The sequence below is a fragment of the Chryseobacterium sp. RU37D genome (genome assembly GCF_900156075.1).
In the GTDB taxonomy this organism is placed as follows: Bacteria; Bacteroidota; Bacteroidia; order Flavobacteriales; family Weeksellaceae; genus Chryseobacterium.
In genome coordinates this window covers 18,161-37,073 of record NZ_FTMM01000028.1, presented here as the reverse complement: position 1 = coordinate 37,073, position 18,913 = coordinate 18,161, and the positions used below count along the sequence as shown (strand labels likewise).

The 18,913-nt window shown below is 34.4% G+C and carries 15 protein-coding genes and 1 tRNA gene; 11 read left to right on the top strand and 5 right to left on the bottom strand.

The genetic code is table 11. The annotated features are described in order from the left end of the window. Positions 1 to 106 precede the first annotated feature (106 nt). A complete protein-coding gene (locus BW926_RS12340; RefSeq protein ID WP_076447478.1) occupies positions 107 to 565 on the top strand; it encodes a low molecular weight protein-tyrosine-phosphatase in 459 nt (152 codons plus the stop codon). A gap of 31 nt (positions 566 to 596) precedes the next feature. Then, positions 597 to 1,295 (top strand): SAM-dependent methyltransferase, encoded by a 699-nt coding sequence (locus BW926_RS12335; RefSeq protein ID WP_076447476.1) that lies wholly within the window; start codon positions 597 to 599, stop codon positions 1,293 to 1,295. Between the two features lie 71 nt (positions 1,296 to 1,366). Here the strand turns inward: BW926_RS12335 and BW926_RS14665 are convergent, their stop codons facing one another. Beyond that, on the bottom strand, positions 1,367 to 1,507 hold the full coding sequence (locus BW926_RS14665) for a GxxExxY protein (protein ID WP_262484499.1): 141 nt from the start codon (positions 1,505 to 1,507) through the stop codon (positions 1,367 to 1,369). Further along, positions 1,491 to 1,631 carry a GxxExxY protein gene (locus BW926_RS14660; protein WP_262484498.1) on the bottom strand — a complete coding sequence of 47 codons (141 nt, stop codon included), beginning with the start codon at positions 1,629 to 1,631 and terminating at the stop codon, positions 1,491 to 1,493. Before BW926_RS14660 ends, BW926_RS14665 begins: the two co-directional genes overlap by 17 nt. Positions 1,632 to 1,897: 266 nt before the next feature. Here BW926_RS14660 and BW926_RS12325 point away from each other — a divergent pair, with 266 nt between their 5' ends. Next, a complete protein-coding gene (locus tag BW926_RS12325) occupies positions 1,898 to 2,965 on the top strand; it encodes a DUF2891 domain-containing protein (RefSeq protein WP_076447475.1) in 1,068 nt (355 codons plus the stop codon). 78 nt (positions 2,966 to 3,043) lie between these two features. Here the strand turns inward: BW926_RS12325 and BW926_RS12320 are convergent, their stop codons facing one another. Continuing rightward, positions 3,044 to 3,517, bottom strand: coding sequence for an Mpo1 family 2-hydroxy fatty acid dioxygenase (locus BW926_RS12320; protein ID WP_076447473.1), 474 nt, complete (start codon positions 3,515 to 3,517; stop codon positions 3,044 to 3,046). A 187-nt stretch (positions 3,518 to 3,704) separates the two neighbouring features. Between BW926_RS12320 and BW926_RS12315 the strand changes: the two genes are divergently transcribed. Next, the gene (locus BW926_RS12315; protein WP_076447472.1) at positions 3,705 to 4,409 is read left to right on the top strand and encodes a class I SAM-dependent methyltransferase; all 705 of its coding nucleotides are present in this window, start codon (positions 3,705 to 3,707) and stop codon (positions 4,407 to 4,409) included. Between the two features lie 174 nt (positions 4,410 to 4,583). Here BW926_RS12315 and BW926_RS12310 read toward each other — a convergent pair whose 3' ends face one another. Beyond that, positions 4,584 to 4,919, bottom strand: a complete 336-nt coding sequence (locus BW926_RS12310) for an Mpo1-like protein (RefSeq protein WP_076447470.1) — start codon at positions 4,917 to 4,919, stop codon at positions 4,584 to 4,586. 132 nt (positions 4,920 to 5,051) lie between these two features. After that, complete coding sequence (locus BW926_RS12305; protein WP_076447469.1) at positions 5,052 to 6,722, bottom strand: APC family permease; 1,671 nt, start codon at positions 6,720 to 6,722, stop codon at positions 5,052 to 5,054. A 251-nt stretch (positions 6,723 to 6,973) separates the two neighbouring features. On the opposite strand from BW926_RS12305, the gene BW926_RS12300 reads away from it, so the two are divergent. The 7 genes from BW926_RS12300 to BW926_RS12270 all read left to right on the top strand — a co-directional run bounded on the left by BW926_RS12300 (position 6,974) and on the right by BW926_RS12270 (position 18,838). Next, positions 6,974 to 9,937, top strand: coding sequence for a tetratricopeptide repeat protein (locus tag BW926_RS12300; RefSeq protein WP_076447467.1), 2,964 nt, complete (start codon positions 6,974 to 6,976; stop codon positions 9,935 to 9,937). Between the two features lie 89 nt (positions 9,938 to 10,026). Next, positions 10,027 to 11,787 (top strand): TonB-dependent receptor, encoded by a 1,761-nt coding sequence (locus BW926_RS12295; protein WP_076447466.1) that lies wholly within the window; start codon positions 10,027 to 10,029, stop codon positions 11,785 to 11,787. A 71-nt stretch (positions 11,788 to 11,858) separates the two neighbouring features. Then, positions 11,859 to 11,930: transfer RNA gene (locus BW926_RS12290), tRNA-Arg, on the top strand. A gap of 886 nt (positions 11,931 to 12,816) precedes the next feature. Further along, on the top strand, positions 12,817 to 14,970 hold the full coding sequence (locus BW926_RS12285) for a hypothetical protein (protein WP_076447464.1): 2,154 nt from the start codon (positions 12,817 to 12,819) through the stop codon (positions 14,968 to 14,970). 685 nt (positions 14,971 to 15,655) lie between these two features. Next, positions 15,656 to 16,705 (top strand): tRNA preQ1(34) S-adenosylmethionine ribosyltransferase-isomerase QueA, encoded by a 1,050-nt coding sequence (gene queA / locus BW926_RS12280; protein WP_076447463.1) that lies wholly within the window; start codon positions 15,656 to 15,658, stop codon positions 16,703 to 16,705. A gap of 85 nt (positions 16,706 to 16,790) precedes the next feature. Further along, on the top strand, positions 16,791 to 17,825 hold the full coding sequence (rlmN, locus tag BW926_RS12275) for a dual-specificity RNA methyltransferase RlmN (RefSeq protein WP_076447461.1): 1,035 nt from the start codon (positions 16,791 to 16,793) through the stop codon (positions 17,823 to 17,825). A gap of 74 nt (positions 17,826 to 17,899) precedes the next feature. Further along, the gene (locus tag BW926_RS12270; RefSeq protein ID WP_076447460.1) at positions 17,900 to 18,838 is read left to right on the top strand and encodes a sterol desaturase family protein; all 939 of its coding nucleotides are present in this window, start codon (positions 17,900 to 17,902) and stop codon (positions 18,836 to 18,838) included. Positions 18,839 to 18,913: the final 75 nt, after the last annotated feature.

Sequence of the window (18,913 nt, the reverse complement as noted above, 5' to 3'; positions counted from 1 at the left end):
ATAAGATTTGAAACGTTGGATATTACTTGGAAGAATCTGCATTTTTTAGCATTTTCTTTAAGATTAATCAAAAAATTAAAAGTTTAAACAACTTCATTATTAAAAAATGAAAATATTAATGGTCTGCCTAGGAAATATATGCAGAAGCCCTTTGGCAGAAGGAATTATGAAAACTAAAGTTTCCGGGGATTTTTTTATAGATTCTGTGGGAACGATCTCTCAGCATGAAGGAGAACATCCGGACAGAAGAGCTGTTAAAACGGCTGCCAATCATGATATTGATATTTCAAAACAGAGATCGAGACCTATTAAAAAAGAAGATCTTGAAAATTTTGATAAAATTTACTGTATGGATATTGCTGTTTACGAAAGTGTTGTTTCCATGGCAAAAAATGAAGAACAAAGGCAGAAGATTTCTTTATTTCTGGATGTCTTGGGAGATCATGAAAACGCTGAAGTACCAGATCCTTATTGGGGCGGAATGGATGAGTTTGAAAACGTATTCCAATTGCTGGACAAATGCTGTAATGTAATCGCAAAACAACTAATAGCCAAAAACCAATAATTTTTAACTCATAATTCATAACTCTCAGAAAATGCTTTTTTTACTTCCAGCCTACCTTTCAGAAAATACTTCTATAAGCCATTTTTCCCCGGTTATCAAAGAATATATTATGCAGACGGATTATTTTTTCGTGGAAAATGAAAAGACCGCCAGAAAAGTCGTGAAATTTTTTGCGCCGGAGAAAAAACAGTCAGATCTGAAGCTTTTTCTTTTAGATAAATACACAGAAAATGCGGATATTAAAGAAGCACAGGAATTAATGCTGAAAGGGCAGGATTTTGGCCTGCTTTCAGAGGCCGGACTGCCTTGTATTGCTGATCCCGGAAATCTTATTGTAAAATGGTGTCATGAAAAAAACATTCGTGTGATGCCTCTTTCAGGGCCTTCGTCCATTATTTTAGCTTTAATTTCCAGTGGTTTTAACGGGCAAGAATTTACATTCAACGGATACTTACCGATAGATAAAGGGGAAAAGAAGAAGCAGATTTTACATTTAGAAAGCATGGTACAAAAAACCGGATACTCCCAAATTTTTATGGAAACACCCTACAGAAATAACCAGCTTTTTGAAGATTTGACGAAATTTTTATCACCCAATACAAAACTTTGTATTGCAGCCAATATCAACGATCCGGAACATGAATTTATCAAAACAAAAACGATAAAAGACTGGCAGAAAAATAAGCAGGAACTTCATAAAATACCGGCGGTTTTTGTTTTGGGGAAATAAACTTTAATTTCTCACAGATTTAGCAGATTTTTAATTTTGATTTGTTGATATTTAAAAACATACACAATCTGCTATAAATCTACGAGATAAAAATTAATTCCATCCAAAATATTAGTAGTATTAAAATTCACAAGCAGCACAATCTTTTTGCCAGAAAGCCTTAAATAAGTTTGTAATTGTTTAAAATGAATATCTTCAAGGTTTTTTAACAGGTTTTAATTCAATAATTAATTTATTCTCAACAAGAATATCAATCTTAAAATACAGATCAAACTTTCTGTTATCATAAAATACAGGACCATTCAGATTTAATTTGTCCGTTTTCTTCCAGCTCATAAATTAGGATTAATGATATACAATTTCAAGTAATCCCGAACCGAGATTATTGATACGTTAAAGATATATTTCCTGACAATAAATGGAATCTCATTTTTATTCATTTGTATTGTTTTTTTGCGAATTTAAAAATTTATACACTAAATTATTTTGAGGTTAATGATAATTTTCAACAATTACCAGAAATTAATGTAAACACATTAGAAATTATTGTTTTTCAGGTCTGTTAACAATTAAAAATTGAAATAATTTTATATTTTTAATGAATGAAAAAGAGTTTTTTAGCATTAGTATTTTTTCCGTTTTTAATATATGCCCAGGAAATTCCGAAACTTACGGATGAGATGGCTGTCAAATTATCAGAAAAACCACTTCACTGTATCAATCAGGAATACCCAAACAAAACCGCACATATCATTAATAATGTAAATGAAGTTCCTTTAGGCCCTAAAGATCTGCACCCAAGTTTTTATGGCTGTTTTGACTGGCATAGCTCTGTACACGGACATTGGATGCTGGTTCGCTTATTAAAAACTAAACCGAATTTGTCTATTGCTAAAGACATTGAAAATATTCTTGAAAATTCATTTAAAAAAGAAAACCTTCAAACGGAAGCAGATTATTTTACAAAATATCAGCTGACTGGAACTTTTGAAAGAACCTACGGTTGGGCGTGGCTTTTAAAGCTAGATGAAGAGTTAGCCACCTGGAATAATCCAAAAGCGAAAATCTGGTACCAGAATTTAAAACCTCTAACAGATAAAATTTTGGCTTCCTGGAAAAATTTTTTACCAAAGCAGACTTATCCTAACAGAACGGGAGTTCATCCTAATACAGCTTTTGCTATGGCTTTTGCCATTGATTGGGCAAGAGCGAATAAGGATTCAGAATTCGAAAAACAATTAATAGAAAAGGCAAAATACTTTTATTTAAAAGATGAAAAGACACCGGCATACTTAGAACCTGATGGTTCAGATTTCTTCTCGCCAAGCCTTGAAATTGCTGATCTGATGAGAAGAGTTCTACCCCAAAAAGATTTTGTTCAATGGTTAAATACATTCTACGAAAAGCGAAGCTTGGAGAATATTGAAAAGATCCCTGTGGTAAGTGACTTAAATGATTATCAAACCGTACATCTCGTAGGCTTATCTTTTTCTAAAGCCTGGTGTATGAAAGGAATTGCAAAATCTCTTCCTAATAATCATCCATTAAAAAAGGAATTTGAAAAAAAAGCATCTATATTTTTAAACAATGGCCTACCATTACTTTTCCAGGGAAATTACGGTGGTGATCACTGGCTCACCAGCTTTGCCGTCTACGCTTTGGAAGATTAATTGGCTTGAAGATGGATGCGGGAAGTGGAAGTTTATAAAGCGCAAAAAACTTCCAGCCTCCATCTTCCTTAGCAAACCCTAATATTTAATTCCCAGTTTTTTAAGGATAAAGCTTAATAACCAGATGGGGCCAATGAGAAGAAACTGTATATCTTTAAGGAAAGAAGGCTTTTTGCCTTCAATTTTATGACCGATAAATTGTAAAATCCAGGTAATAATGAAAACGGAAAAGTAAACCATCCATGAATTTTCTTTAAAACGAATGTTAATTCCATAAGCAAAACTTTCCATTAAAATCATTATAAAAATCATGATTAAGCCAATTATGAAAGAAAGGCGCGTATAAAAAATGGTAACTAAAGTTATTACTACAATGCTTATATAACTGATTTCACCGATGTACTTAAAACCAATTGACTTTGATGGAACAAGAGAGATAAAGCCTAAAATTGTCCAAAAAATCAAAGGAACACAAATCCAATGAATCATTTTATTGGTGAAGTTTCTATGACTTTCAGCATATTCTGCAAATAATAAATCAATCTTTTTCATATCAAGCAATTTGAAATACTAAAATAATAAAATTTTATAATTGCTCAAGAAATTGCTAGCATTTGCCTTATGCCTGCCCTAGAAAATCTAGGTTGAATCTTTTCCGGACAATATTTTCGAGAGAAAATTTAATATTTTAAAATGACTTAAAAATACAAAACTCTATCTTTGTACTTTAAGAAAAACAATGAAAGACTTAATGGGCAGAGCTATCTGGGATTATTATCACAATGAAAATCCACAGGATCTGCAGACTGAAACGTCAATTTCTGAGCTGGATGAACTTCCAGTAGATTATCTTTTCCGTGATTTTGAAGATATGAATGATATCGAACAAAAAGCACTGAAATTATCAAAAGGAAAAATCTTAGACATTGGATCTGGTGCGGGGTCGCATTCATTGTACCTTCAGGATGAAAAAAATCTTGAGGTTACTGCATTAGATATTTCCCAAAAATCTATTGAAGTTTGCAAATTACGAGGCATTAAAAAAGCTGTGGCTGAAAATATGCTTCATTTTTCAGTAGAAACTTTCGATACGATCCTTTTATTAATGAATGGGACGGGTATTTTCCAAAGCCTAGCACTTATTGATGTCTACCTCGAAAAATTGTATTCTTTATTGAATCCGAAAGGTCAGATCCTGATTGATAGTACAAACATTTTGTATATGTATGATAAGGATGAAGATGGGGGAGTTTATATTCCGGCAGAAGGGTACTATGGTGAATTAGATTATATTGTTCATTACAAAGGAGAATCCGAAGACCCAATAAAATGGCTTTATCTTGATTTTAATACTTTGAAAAATGCTGCTGAAAACAATGGTTTTAAAATTGAAAAGGTATTGCAGGATGAAGATGCTTATTTAGCGAGAATGACTAAAATATGAAATAGAAATGCTTCGACAGGTTCGGTGTGACACTTTTCTAATACTAACCATTTTACTAGCTGTCAGTTTTAGTAATGTCATACAGCTTGTAAAGGAATTTCATAATAAAAAGACGGTCCCGCTTTTTGCTTTGAACAAAAATGTTTTCCGAATTTCAGTGTTAAGCTCAATAAATTATTCCGAAGTCTTTTTCTCTGGAATTCCTGAAAATTTCTGCTTTCCGGTGAACAATTCAAAAAACAGACGAAAATCCGAAATCAAAGACCAAAGTGGATATTTAAAGGTTGCAGGCTTATTCTTTTCAATTACGGCATGACTAAACCAAGCAAAACCATAACCGAAAATAGGGATATACCAAAGGAATCTTTCCTTGCCTGAGCTGATAACATATCCTATAACAATGAAAACAAGCAAAGTGCCGATAAAGTGAAAAATTCTTGTTCCCATTTTGCTGTGTTCGGTTAGATAAAACTGATAAAATTCTTTGAAGGTTTTAATTTTTTCAGGCATGGTATTTTTAGTTTAAGTTTAAAAAAGTTAAGCAAGAAGTTCGCCAATTTTAAAATCGAAATGGGAAAAGACAAAAGCAAAAAATAAATTTGTAAATCTGCCTTTTCGTTATTTGTGATTTTGCCTTTAATTTTAAATATTTCTGAGCTTACTGTTTCTATGTCCGTAGCAGAAATAAATAACCAATCCGATAGCAAACCAAAGCCCGAACCAGAACCAGTTTTCGTGGCTCATTCCTGTAAGAAGATAGAGGCATGAACTTAATCCGATTAAAGGAATTAATGAAAAGTTTTTAATAAAAGCCAAAATACAAAGAATCACATTAATCAAAATAAAGAAAAATATAGAAGCTCTAAATTCCCCTTCATTTGGATTCTTCCAGTCCATTAAGTTTTGGAAAAACTCTGGCTGCAGAATGTAAAAAGCGATCAGCCCACCAAAAAAAATCACCGGAAAAATAATTTTACCATTTACATACGGAAGGTGAAACCTGCCTTTTAATTTTTCTTTTGCAGGAAGCATTAAAACCCCTGCACACACCAAAACAAATGCGAAAATAGTCCCAATACTGGTAAAGTCTAAAATAAAGGTTTTATCCGTAAATAAAATAGGAGCTCCTACCACAATACCGGTAATAATTGTAGCAAAGGAAGGTGTTTTATACCTCGGGTGCACCTGCTGGAATTTCTGTGGCATCAGCCCGTCACGGCTCATAGCATACCATATTCTCGGCTGCCCCATTTGGAATACTAATAATACCGTTGTAATCGCTACAATAGCTACAAAAGAAACAACAAGCTCCATCCAGGCAACATTTGCATTTCCTTTTTCAAAAATAAAAGAAAGCGGATCTCCAACTCCGTCAAATTTTCTGTAGTCAACCATTCCGGTTAGCACCAAGGTTAACGCAATATAGATAACTGTACATAGCACCAAAGAAATGATCATCCCCTTTGGCAGGGTTTTTTGAGGTTCTTTGGTTTCTTCAGACAAAACGCTTAAAGCGTCAAACCCAATATAAGCAAAGAAAACTCCGGACACAGCACTCATTACCCCTACAAAACCATTCGGCATGAATGAAGAGACTTTTGTCTCTGGGTTAACAGGTGTCCAGTTATCAGTATTTATATAAGCAAAACCAACAAGGATTACCAATACAATTACAGCCAGTTTCAGGATAACCAAAGCATTATTAAAGTTTTTACTTTCTTTTACACCAATATAACATAACCAGGTAATTAACCCATTGATAACCAAAGCTGGTATATCAACAATGAATTTGAAGCTTCCTATTAACGGTGCATTTTTCCAAGCGTTAAGCAATTCTTTATTCTCAGAATTACTTAGGAAAGCTTTTTTAGCCTCTGTATAACTGCAGGTTAAATAGTCAGGAATGTGCATTCCAAGACGTTCTAAAAAACTTGTGAAATAATCTGACCAGGAAAAAGCCACATAAATATTTCCAAAAGAATATTCCATGATTAGTGCCCAGCCAATAACCCATGCGATTAATTCTCCAAAGCTGGCATAAGCATAAGTATAAGCAGAACCTGCAGTAGGAATCCTGCTTGCAAATTCTGCATAGCAGAGGGCTGTAAACCCACAGGCAAACCCACAGATCAAATATAACAGAATCACCCCGGGACCCCCTCTGAAAACAGCTTCTCCCAAACTACTGAAACTTCCTGCACCAATAATTGCTGCAATACCAAAAAACACAATGTCCCAAACTCCTAAAACTCTTAATAAGCTAGTGGATGTATCTGAATCTGAATAGATTTTTCTTCTAAAAAGCTGTCTCATTCAATTCTATATTTGATTTGAAAAAAACAAATGTAATTATTTCTCTGGTATAATTTAAATTTTCTTAAGATTTCTTATAAAAAAGTTAAGAAGTATTAAAAAGTAATCCACAAATTAACATTATGTTAAAACGTTTGTTTATACAATATCTTTTCAATATTTTCGTTGGTAAATTGTGGATAAAACCTACTTTAAATTTAAAATAAAAGACCGTTATTTTTCAGGCCTAAACATTTTAAAATTTTAAATTAATGAACTCAAAAAAAATACTTCTAGCGACTGCGGTGCTCTATTTTGGGATTTCCGATGCACAACAGTCACAGTACTTTACACAAAAAGAAAACTACAGATTCAATCTGGCTGAAAATCTTTACCAGACTAAAATATACAACGCTTCCCAATATGAATATGCAAGACAATATTTCTACAACGAAAATTTGTCACGTTCCAGAAAGGAAGCAGCGCAGTTTTTTGATAATGTAATCGGGGTGATCCTTCAAAAAAATCATGCTGAGGAAGGCCTAACAGCCTTTATGAAAGAATACCCGAATTCTGCTTATTTTGCACAGGCAAATCTTCCATTGGCTGATTATTACCTTGCTAAAAAGGATTTCGAAAGAGCGTTAGAAGCTTTAAAAAAAATTAATCAATATCAGCTTTCAAAAGAAGAAAACACACAATATATCCTGAAATTAGGTTACGTTAAATTCATGATGGGCGATTCCAAAGGTGCTACCGATGCATTGGAAGAGGCCTATAAAACTGCCGATGAATCTCAAAAAGGGGATATTGCTTATATGCTGGGCCATTTATATTATTCAAACCGGCAGAATGACAAGGCTTTCCAGTATTTTGATTCTGTGAAAGACCAGCCGAAATATTCTAAACTGGTGCGTCCTTATTATGTTCAGATGTATTATAATGATAAAGATTATGATAAGGCCATTACAGAAGGAAATGCTTTGCTTAACGATAATATTTCCGATGCTTATAAAGCTGAAGTCCACAAGATTATCGGGGAGAGTTATTTCATGAAAAATGATTATACTTCTGCTTATCCCCACTTAAAAGATTACTTAAATGTTCAGCAAAATCCGTCGGAAAATGACCTTTATGAGATGGGGTTTGTAGCTGCTCAGCTTAAAAAATATGATGAAGCGGTTTCTTATTATAACCAGCTTTTAAACAGCAATTCTGCTTTGGCTCAAAATGCATACTATCAGCTCGGTAATGCGTATCTTGCAGTGAATAAAAAGCAGGAAGCTTTATCTGCTTTCCGTTCGTCTTACCAGATGAATTATGACCGTAAGGTTAAAAAACTGGCGCATGAACAATATGCTAAGTTAAGCTATGACATCGGAAACCCTTTTGAAAGTGCTTCTACGGTAATCCAAAATTATATTGACGAAAACCCTAATGATGCCAACGGAGCGGAAATGAGATCTCTTTTGGTGAAATCTTATTTATATTCAGGGAATTATAAAGAAACATTAAATGCCATTGACAGGTTTAAAAATTCTTCCCCGGATATTGACAAAGTAGACCAGGAGGTTTCTTATTTATTGGGAACGGAAGAATTTAACAAAGGAAATTATGATGAAGCAGAACAATATTTCTTAAGAAGCTTAGGGTTTAATATTAATAAAGAATTCAATAACAGGGCTTTATATTGGTTGGGGCAGGTTTATTATCAAAAAGGAAATTATCCTTCAGCAATTGTACGTTATGAAAAGCTGCTTAACGAAACCTTCCCTGAAAAGCAACAGTTAACCTATGATTTAGGATATGCTTATTTTAAATCTAAAAAATTTGATCAGGCGGAAACTTATTTTAAGCAATATTTAACCAACCCGAAACCTGAGTTTAAAAATGATGCGGAACTTCGTCTGGCAGATATTAATTATGCCAATAATAACCTAAACGAAGCTATAGCAATATATGATAAAAACGAAGATGCGACAGATTACACATTGTATCAGAAGGCAATGGCTTTAGGATTTAAAGGAGATACCCAGTCCAAAATAACCAACCTTAAAAATCTTTTATTAAAATATCCTGGTTCTGATTATTATGACGATGCCCAATACGAAATAGGGGCAGCTTATGCGGCTCAGGATGATTTTGCCAATTCTAATGATTTCTTTAACAAGGTTATAAAAACTTCGTCTGATAAAGATTTGGTGGCTAATGCGTTGATCTATAGGGCTCAAAATTATATCGACCAGAACCAAAATGATAAAGCACTTTCCGAATTAAGAAGTCTGGGTGAGCAGTATAAAAATACTGCATATGCAGAGAAAATCGTTCAGGCTGCAAAACCTGTCTTTACGAAAAACGGTGATGTGTCAGGATATGAAACTTTTGCAAGAAGTATCGGTGTAAATATAGACTCGAGGGAAATTGATGAAATCAATTTATCAACCGCAAAACAATATTTCACGAAAAAAGATTATAAAAATGCTATTTCTTACTACGAAAAATATTTAACCCAAAACCCGACTGGCGAAGGTCTTTATCAGGCTAAATATGAATTAGGGGAAAGCTATTACCAGACAAAAAATGCTACCAAAGCATTATTGGTTTTACAGGAAGTTGCCAACGTTCCGAATGATTATCAGGATGACGCGCAAACACGTGTGGCTCAGATATATATTGCTCAGGGTAATAATGAAGAGGCTAGAAAATACCTTGAAAATATTAAAAATTCATCAAATGTAAATGTCAGAAATTATGCAAATGTAGAATTGATGAAGCTGTATGCCGATGAAAAGAACTTCTCTGAAGCTGAAAAACTGGCGGATGCAGTAATTGCCAATAGCAAAAATTCTGCTGCAGTCATAGAAACAGCGAAGGTCATTAAAGCCAGAAGCTTGATGAATTCAGGGAAAGATAAGGGTGCACAGGCAGCTTATGCTTCTCTCGAAAAGTCTTCTAATACATCGGTGGCGGCAGAAGCACTGTTTGCAAAAGCGTATTATCAAAATAAAGGAAAAGCCTTCAAATCTTCCAATGAAACGATCTTTAAGCTTGCAAACAATTATGCTTCCGAAGAATATTGGGGTGCAAAAGCGCTAGTGCTGATGGCGAAGAATTATGTAGGTCTAAAAGATAATTACCAGGCGAGCTATACCTGTGATCAGATCATTGAAAATTACAAGGATTTCCCTGAAATTGTAGCAGAAGCAAAAGAAGTTAAAAAGCAGATTAAAAAGTAAAAAAAATGTACTAATGTATTCCCGTAGAATGTATTCATGAAGTGAAAATCATTAATATTTTTTACACAAATGCTTAAATACAAAAAGTAATGAACAAAAGAATTCAATTATTATCCATCATATTTTTAGGGTTTTCGTCGGTAGCGTTTTCCCAGATCAAAGAAGAAAAACTTATTCTTAACAAGAAAAGGGAACCGGAAGTGAAGAAGATTGAAAAGAAGAAAACTTCTGTAGAAACCATTAAAAATTACCCACCTGAGGAGAAGTCTCAAAACCCAGTACAATACAATATTACGGATGTACCGGCGGTTTCTGATTTTAAAACTTCAACTATTCAGGGACAGGATGTGACTCCAAAATTTGAAGGCTCAGCACAGAATAATTATATCCAGTTCGGAATGGGGAATTATGGAAAAATCCTGGGTGATGCCAACATTTCAAAGACGTTGGAAAATAAAATTGAAGTTGGGATGGATGCGCATTTCCTTTCAACTCAGGGGTTAAAAAAGGAGTATGAATGGGATTCAAAACAGAGCTCAACAACTTTAGGTGCTTTTCTTAATTCTTACGGAAATAAAGGAAAATTTAATTTGAATGCTGAATATGGGTTAAATAGTTATAATTATTATGGTATTTATGCTTTAAATCCTGGTGATGTGGATCTGGATCAGAGAGTCAACCAGTTTAAGGTAAATGGATATTATGATTTTTATTCAAATGAAATTTTAAATGATGTGAGGGTGAAATCTTCTTTTTTGAAGGATCATTTTGATGCACAGGAAAATCAGGTTTCAATTTTAGCGAATTTATCTAAACATGCTGTTGAAATCGGAAAATCAGGTATTAATTTAAATGCTGATCTTGGTGTTGGTTTGGAAGCTGTGAAAAGTGAATTTTCGATAAGAGATCAAAATACTTCAAACTTTGTTAATACAAGCCTGAGTCCGAAAGTGACCTTCAGGAAAGGAGAGTCTTATTTGATGCTTGGATCGTCATTTTCATTTTTAAATGCTAAAAATCAGAACAACCTGATGGCTGAACAAATGATGAACAACAAAACTTATTGGTTCCCGCAGGCAGAATTCCAGGTGGCAGCAGCTAATGAATTCAAATTTTACGGAGGGGTAGATGGCGGCTTAAAAATCAATACCTATGCAGATTTGTTACAGCAAAATCCGTTTATTTTATCGGATCAGTATTTAAAACCAACGGAAACTAAATATCATTTTTATGTAGGTTTGAGAGGCGACATTGATGAAATGTTTAAATATGATGTTTCTGCAGGGTATGGTAAAATGAGAGATATTATGTTCTTCAAAGCAAACGATTTGTTTGATTATACTTCGGTTAACCGTTCTGCATATAATTATGCCAATACTTTTTCAGCAATTTATGATGATGGAAATGTGGGTGATATCAAAGGAAGTTTACAGTATTTCCCATTGGCAAAATTAATTTTGGATACAGAGGTGAAATTCACAAAATTTGACCTGAAAAACTACGATAATATCTATAATTTTCCTCTACTTACAGCAAGTATAGGAGCAAAATATACCATGCTTGATCAAAAATTATTGCTTGGTTTCAAAGGGATTTTTGCAAGCGACAGAACAACGAATTCATTTGCTATTGAGGGAGTTGGAAGTCCGATGATGTACCAGTCTGCAGAAAATAAAAATGATAAAGTTGGCGGGTATGCAGATTTAAATCTTTCCGCAGAGTATAAAATTCACAAAAATTTCAGTATTTTCGCGCTTGGGAATAATCTTTTAAGCTCAAAGTATCAGACATACAAAGGATATAAAGTTCTTGGAGCCCAGATTCTGGGTGGTGTGAAGATTACTTTTTAAGTACTAAATGATAGTTTTTAGGCTGAAGATACCTTTTACATAAAATTTATTGCCTAAACTAAAACCTATTCGGCTGCATAGTTTAATGGATAGAACTTCGGATTTCGGCTCCGACAGTGAGGGTTCGAATCCTTCTGCGGTCACACAATGGCAAACCCAATAATCTCACAGGGGTTTGCTTTTTTATTTTTAGAAGCATATTAAAAAGTAATAAGAACATTAGCATTAATAGATTATGAAAAATTTTAGTATTAGATCTTTATCCGTCATTTTCTTGACCTATTTCAATAATAATTAATTTATTTAGTTATTTTTGGTAGAAAATTATTTACTCATTGCAAGAGGTTAATTAATAAATAAGAAAATGTAAAGTGAATAAATTAGAAATTTTTTTGGAGAAAAATAGCTGAAATTTCTAGATGAAAAAAGATCATAAGTTTATAATTCACATCCGTTCACACTTATATACTCAAGAATAGATGTAGTACTACGACTACTGTTTGTAGTTTTTATTTTATATATTTTTTTGATAAATTGTACATTATGTCACTTTTAAATGATTTACATTCGTTTTATCAAAAATATACAGTGATGTGAAATGCTTAATTAAAGTTATTTTAAGTTCTTTTTTTTGTGAATTATACATAATGCATTTATTATTATTTCAATATTAAAAGATTTATTTTTTTGATTATTGCGTAATTATGTCTTCTGACTTATTTTGTTGTAAAACAATGGATTAAGTTTTTTTTGAAAATTTTTTAATTATTTTATTTATAACTTGGTTTATTATAGCCAGGTTTATTCCCTATTACATCGTAGTTCTCATTGTATGCCGTGTAGTTCTTAGACTACAAGGTTCGGGTTCTTTATATCTAATTTTGCCGCAACAAATCATTCTATTTTTATAAAATTAAATGCTAATATATTCTGTTTCACATTAAAGAGTTAGAATTTTATTGAGAATATTTTTATGGATGTAGTTTGATTTTAGATTTATAGTATCATAATTTTAAACATTTTAAATTGATGAAAAAAACATTTTTACTTGCTGCTTTTTTACCAATGGTGTATTATTCTCAAGTTGGAATTAATACATCTAATCCCCGAGCTTTGTTCCATGTGGATGGAGCCAAAGACAATTCTTCTACTGGGGCTCCTACTAATTTGCAACAATCTAATGATTTTGCAGTATCAAGCCAGGGTACAGTAGGTATTGGGATTACCAATCCTGCTGCAAGACTCCATTTATATAATCATACTGCCGGATCTGACGTTAATGATGATTATCTATTTGATGATGAAAGTCCTATATCAAACGGTCATGAAATTGTGATGCGTCGTTCTAATGCAGGCGTAAATTTATCAAATGGGCATACTATTGGTTCAATCGTTTTTAATGCAAAGATTAATGGAAGTTTTGGTTATGGTGGTGCTGGTATTCAAGGTATACACAGAGGAAATGGCACTGCTCAAAATAATGCATTGGCTTTCCTTATTAATAGTAATAATGAAGCTGGGCGTTTTGATGAATTTGGAAACTTAGGAGTGGGAATTACAGTGCCAAAAGAAAAACTAGACGTTCAAGGAGCCATTTCATTTGCCGGGCAGGCAGCATTGAATAAAACAGCGCAGGGAACGATAGATTATCCTAATCCAGGATCAGTAGGAAATCAACTTAGACTTCTATCATGGGGAGGAGATGCATCTACCAATGGTGTAATTTCTTTCTGGACAGGATTTGCAAACACTAACGCCGTTGAGAGAATGAGAATACATTCTAATGGTAATGTTGGTATTGGTACAGCAACGCCTAATAACAGGCTAGATTTGGGAGCATCAGCAGGAGCGTCTCCTACAGATCCTGTTGGTAAAAAGCTTGCAGTATTCAATAACCCTTCAGGTAATGATTTTTATGGTCTAGGAGTAAGCCCTGGTCTATTGCAATTCCATGCTTCATCCCAGACACCTACTACAGCACCAGGTATGGTTCTCAGTAATGTAGGAAATGTTGGAATTGGTACAACAGCGCCAAATTCTGATGCCAGTTTAGATTTAGGAGCAACGAATAAAGCTTTTATGACTAACAGAGTTGCCAGTCCTTCAGCTATTGCTAATCCTAGTGACGGAATGATTATTTTTGACACTACAGCAAAATGCTTTAAAGGATATGCAAATAGCTTATGGAGAGATATAACCCCATGCTCAGGTGGAACCCCAATCGTTACCCAGCTTAATTGTGGAGGTGGAACCCTTAATGGCAGCTTTACTTCAGGAACATCTAGTAATAGTACTTTTAGTTTACCTTATGCAGGAGGCAACGGAGTAGCTTACACAGGGCAAACTATATTCTCAACAGGAGTAACGGGACTGACGGCGACTTTAAACGCAGGTACATTAGCTAATGGTTCGGGAAGTTTAACATATACTATTTCAGGAACACCATCATCATCCGGAACGGCTAATTTTACAGTAAATTTTGGGGGTCAGTTATGTGCATTTAATGTTAATGTAAGCTCTTCCCAACCTCAGGTTACTCAACTTCTTTGTGGAAGTGGAACCCACAATGGCAGCTTTACTTCGGGAGCATTTAGTATGGGTAGTTTTAGCTTACCTTATGCAGGAGGTAACGGGGTTGCTTATTCAGGGCAAACTATATCATCAACAGGAGTAACAGGATTGACGGCGACTTTAAGTGCAGGTACATTAGCTAATGGTTCAGGAAGTTTAACATATACTATTTCAGGAACACCATCATCATCCGGAACAGCTAATTTTACGGTAAATTTCGGAGGTCAAATATGTACTTTTTCAGTATCAGTTAATGCACCAGCGCCAACATTAAAATGTGGAGAAGCCGTAATTAGCCCTGGGGGAGTACAAATATCAGGACCTCTTCACGGTTTTGTAGGCATTCAAGGGACACAATTTAATCAGACTGTTTATATACCATATAGTGGAGGTAATGGGCAATCATATGCTTCACAAACTACTACTTCTACAGGGTTTACTGGTATATCTGCAACTTTGCAGGCTGGGGTTTTTGTTAATGGAGATGGATATGTGCCGGTTAATTTGAATGGATATGTTCCTCCTCATAGTAATTACAATTTATATCCATCTTGGGTAATAAGCGTTGGTGGGACATCATGTAATTTCTCTACAGTACTTTTTGGAAATTAAGATTAATAAAATTTAAAGTTATTCTTTGACAATTATTTAAATGATTAAATATGTTAGCGGAGTATAAAGAGAATATAGAAATATCTGATATAAAGTCCCAGGTCTATAGCTCCGCAGTTTTAATGAAATAGAAATCAGTAAGACATACATTATTAATTTACATATTTTACGATAAAAATCTTTTTAGAAATAAATTATAAAGGGATTTTAAATAGTAGTTTTTTCATATAATTTTTTTAAGAGGCCGTCTCAAAAGTGAGGCGGCCTTTTTTCATAAAAAGAGACTGCCTTTTGAGACAGCTTCTTTTTTATTTAAGTAAACCCTTTGTGCAATTTGAATTTTAATTAAAGGATATTACATCTATAATCTGTTGTACTTTTAAAATGAAATCGAAGATTCGACACAGTCAAATGCCTTTGTTTACCTTTATTAAATGGTTTTGTTTCAAAAAACATGATGATAAAAATGCAAAAAAAGACGAAGGATGAGTTTTAAATTTTTTAAACTAGTTAAACAAAGGTGTTTCACATAATTCCGAAATACAAAGATTCAAAATGGACAATGGCTAAATTTAATTTAACATCCATGTAAATAATACTTGACAAAGAGGTATTTCATATTGTATATTTGCACGCCGAATTACACTTTGTAATTTCAATAAATTTTTAAACCGTAATTTAAAAAATGAAAACATCCGATTTTAATTTTGATCTTCCTGCGGAATTACTAGCAGAACACCCATCAGAGCACAGAGACGAAGCCAAATTAATGGTTTTAGACAGAAAGACCCAGACCATCGAGCACAAGCTGTTCAAAAATGTGGTAGATTATTTCAATGAAGAAGATTTATTTATCTTCAATAATACTAAGGTTTTTCCTGCACGTCTTTACGGAAATAAAGAAAAAACAGGCGCCAAAATTGAAGTATTCCTTTTAAGAGAGCTTGATAAGGAGACCCGTGTTTGGGACGTACTTGTTGATCCTGCGAGAAAAATCAGAATTGGTAACAAATTATTCTTCACCGAAGATGAATCTTTGGTAGCAGAGGTTATTGACAATACTACTTCAAGGGGAAGAACCCTGAGATTCTTGTTTGATGGATCTTATGAAGAATTCAGAGCAAAACTGAAAGAATTGGGAGAAACTCCGCTTCCAAAATATATTAAAAGAGCTGTTGAGCCGGAAGATGCGGAAAGATACCAGACAATTTATGCAAAAGTAGAAGGAGCGGTGGCTGCGCCTACTGCTGGTCTTCACTTCTCAAAGCATTTGATGAAGAGATTGGAAATCAAAGGAATCAATTTCGCTGAAATTACTCTTCATGTTGGTTTAGGGACTTTTAACCCAATCGAAGTTGAAGATCTTTCTAAACATAAAATGGAATCTGAAGAAGTATTCATCGATGAAAAAAATGCCGAGATTATCAATAAGGCAGTAGATCACCACAGAAGAGTATGCGCTGTAGGAACAACCACGATGAGAGCTTTGGAGACCTCAGTTTCTTCAAACAAAAAGATCTCTGCTTTCCACGGGTGGACAAACAAGTTCATCTACCCGCCTCATGAATTCGGAGTGGCCAACTCAATGATTACCAACTTCCATACACCAAAATCTACATTAATTATGATGATTGCAGCATTTGCCGGAAGAGATTTCATCATGCATGCTTATGAAGAAGCCGTAAAAGAGAAATATAAGTTCTACTCTTACGGAGATGCAATGTTAATTTTATAAAAGATATCAGGTATAAGGTAGCAGGTCGCAGTTGACATCTGACACCTGTTACCTATTACCTATTATCTGCAACCTATTACCTATAATGAAAGATATCAGAACTTTATCACTGGATCAGCTTAAGGAATACTTTGTTTCTTTGGGAGAAAAGCCGTTTCGTGCGAAACAGGTTTATGACTGGCTGTGGAGTAAGAATCTCCATTCGATTGATGAGATGACGAATCTTTCAAAAACCCTTCGTGAAAGAATCGCCGAGGAGTATACTATTAATCCTGTTTCTGTAGATCTACTGCAAAAAAGCACAGACGGAACTATTAAAAACGGAGTGAAACTTCATGACGGCTTAATGGTGGAGTCTGTATTAATTCCTACGGAAACAAGAACTACGGCTTGTGTTTCCTCACAAGTCGGCTGTTCATTAAACTGCGAATTCTGCGCAACGGCAAGGCTTAAGAGAATGAGAAACCTTGAGGTTGCAGAAATTGTGGATCAGGTAGCTTTAATTGACAGCCAGAGTAAAATGTACTTCGACAGGCCGCTTTCTAATATCGTTTTTATGGGAATGGGAGAGCCGATGATGAATTACAAAAATGTCGTAGAAGCCATCCGAAAAATCACCCAGCCGGAAGGTTTGGGAATGTCTCCAAGAAGAATCACCGTTTCTACTTCCGGAATACCAAAAATGATCAAAATGCTTGCTGATGAAGATCTGCGTGTGAAACTGGCATTGTCGCTTCACTCTGCAATAGAATCAAAGCGTAACGAGATCATGCCTTTTTCGGATAAGTTTCCCTTAACGGAAATTATGGAAGCACTGCAATACTGGTACAAACACACGGGCTCTGTAATCACTTTTGAATATTGTGTCTGGAAAGATATCAATGATAAAGATGAAGATATTAAGGCTTTGATTAAGTATTGTAAACAGGTTCCTTCTAAAGTAAATTTAATCCAATACAACCCGATCGGTGACGGGAAATATGATCAATGCAATAAGCAGGCAGAGGAAAATTATATCCGTCAGCTTGAGAATGCAGGGATAGTCTGTGTGGTCAGAAAAAGCCGTGGCGGAGATATTGATGCTGCATGTGGACAGCTTGCCAACAAAACAACGGATTAAAATTTGATTAAAAAACATTAAAAAAAATTCTTAACGATTTTTTAAAAAGTTACCTTTGCACAAACAAATAAGTGATGATGGATTACTTTTTAGGTGAAGATGGGCTTGAAAATGTGTATTCATGGGCAATACCTGTTCATGCCGCCATTATTTTAGCTGAAATGATCTACAGTCATATTTCAGAAGCTAAGCTATATAGCAAGAAGGATGTTGCCACCAATGTTTATCTTGCGCTGATGAATTTTGGACTGGATTTTGTGATGAAAGCCTTTGCGATGGGAGTGATGTTTTTCTTTTATAATCACAGGCTTTTTTCGTGGGATTTTTCGGTTTGGTATTGGCTGATCTGCTTTGTGATTACAGATTTTGCATATTATGTTCTGCACTATGTGGATCATCATTCGAGGGCATTTTGGGCGGTTCATATTACCCATCATAATTCTGAATATTTTAATTTGACGACAGGATTTAGAAGTCCTGTTTTACAGCCTTTATATAGGTATTTATATTTTTCTCCGCTTGCATTTTTAGGATTTAATCCGTGGCATATTATGGTGGTTTACGCAATAGGGCAGGTGTATGGAACCTGGGTTCACACACAGACTGTGAAGAGCATGGGAATTTTAGAATATATTCTGGTAACTCCTTCTCATCACCGTGTTCATCATGCCTGCAACATCAAATATCTTGACAGAAATATGGGGATGTGCCTTATTATCTGGGATAAAATTTTCGGGACCTTTGAAAAAGAAGACCCAAATGTTCCCGTAAAATACGGAATTTATCCAAAAATGCCCGATGATAAGCCGGATACCGTTCTCTTGTACGAATGGCGAAAAATCTGGAAAGATATAAAGCAGCCCGGTTTAAAATTTTCCGACATGATCAATTATATTTTTAATTCTCCGGGTTGGCGGCACGACGGAACCGGGAAAACAGTAAGGCAATATCAGAAGGATTATTGGGCAAGAAAAAATAAAAAAAGAGAGGAAGCTAGGAAAAGATCTGCATAGTTTTTAAATAAAGACGGGACAAATATTTTTTCACGAATAATACGAATATTTTGATTATAATTGATATTTTTCAAT

Coding starts and splice junctions, on each gene's coding strand:
- queA (WP_076447463.1), top strand. CDS start 15,656: ATGAAAACATCCGATTTTAATTTTGATCTTCCTGCGGAATTACTAGCA.
- BW926_RS12325 (WP_076447475.1), top strand. CDS start 1,898: ATGAAAAAGAGTTTTTTAGCATTAGTATTTTTTCCGTTTTTAATATAT.
- BW926_RS14660 (WP_262484498.1), bottom strand. CDS start 1,631: ATGAGCTGGAAGAAAACGGACAAATTAAATCTGAATGGTCCTGTATTT.
- BW926_RS12285 (WP_076447464.1), top strand. CDS start 12,817: ATGAAAAAAACATTTTTACTTGCTGCTTTTTTACCAATGGTGTATTAT.
- BW926_RS12310 (WP_076447470.1), bottom strand. CDS start 4,919: ATGCCTGAAAAAATTAAAACCTTCAAAGAATTTTATCAGTTTTATCTA.
- BW926_RS12340 (WP_076447478.1), top strand. CDS start 107: ATGAAAATATTAATGGTCTGCCTAGGAAATATATGCAGAAGCCCTTTG.
- BW926_RS12315 (WP_076447472.1), top strand. CDS start 3,705: ATGAAAGACTTAATGGGCAGAGCTATCTGGGATTATTATCACAATGAA.
- BW926_RS12320 (WP_076447473.1), bottom strand. CDS start 3,517: ATGAAAAAGATTGATTTATTATTTGCAGAATATGCTGAAAGTCATAGA.
- BW926_RS12305 (WP_076447469.1), bottom strand. CDS start 6,722: ATGAGACAGCTTTTTAGAAGAAAAATCTATTCAGATTCAGATACATCC.
- BW926_RS12295 (WP_076447466.1), top strand. CDS start 10,027: ATGAACAAAAGAATTCAATTATTATCCATCATATTTTTAGGGTTTTCG.
- BW926_RS12335 (WP_076447476.1), top strand. CDS start 597: ATGCTTTTTTTACTTCCAGCCTACCTTTCAGAAAATACTTCTATAAGC.
- rlmN (WP_076447461.1), top strand. CDS start 16,791: ATGAAAGATATCAGAACTTTATCACTGGATCAGCTTAAGGAATACTTT.
- BW926_RS12270 (WP_076447460.1), top strand. CDS start 17,900: ATGATGGATTACTTTTTAGGTGAAGATGGGCTTGAAAATGTGTATTCA.
- BW926_RS12300 (WP_076447467.1), top strand. CDS start 6,974: ATGAACTCAAAAAAAATACTTCTAGCGACTGCGGTGCTCTATTTTGGG.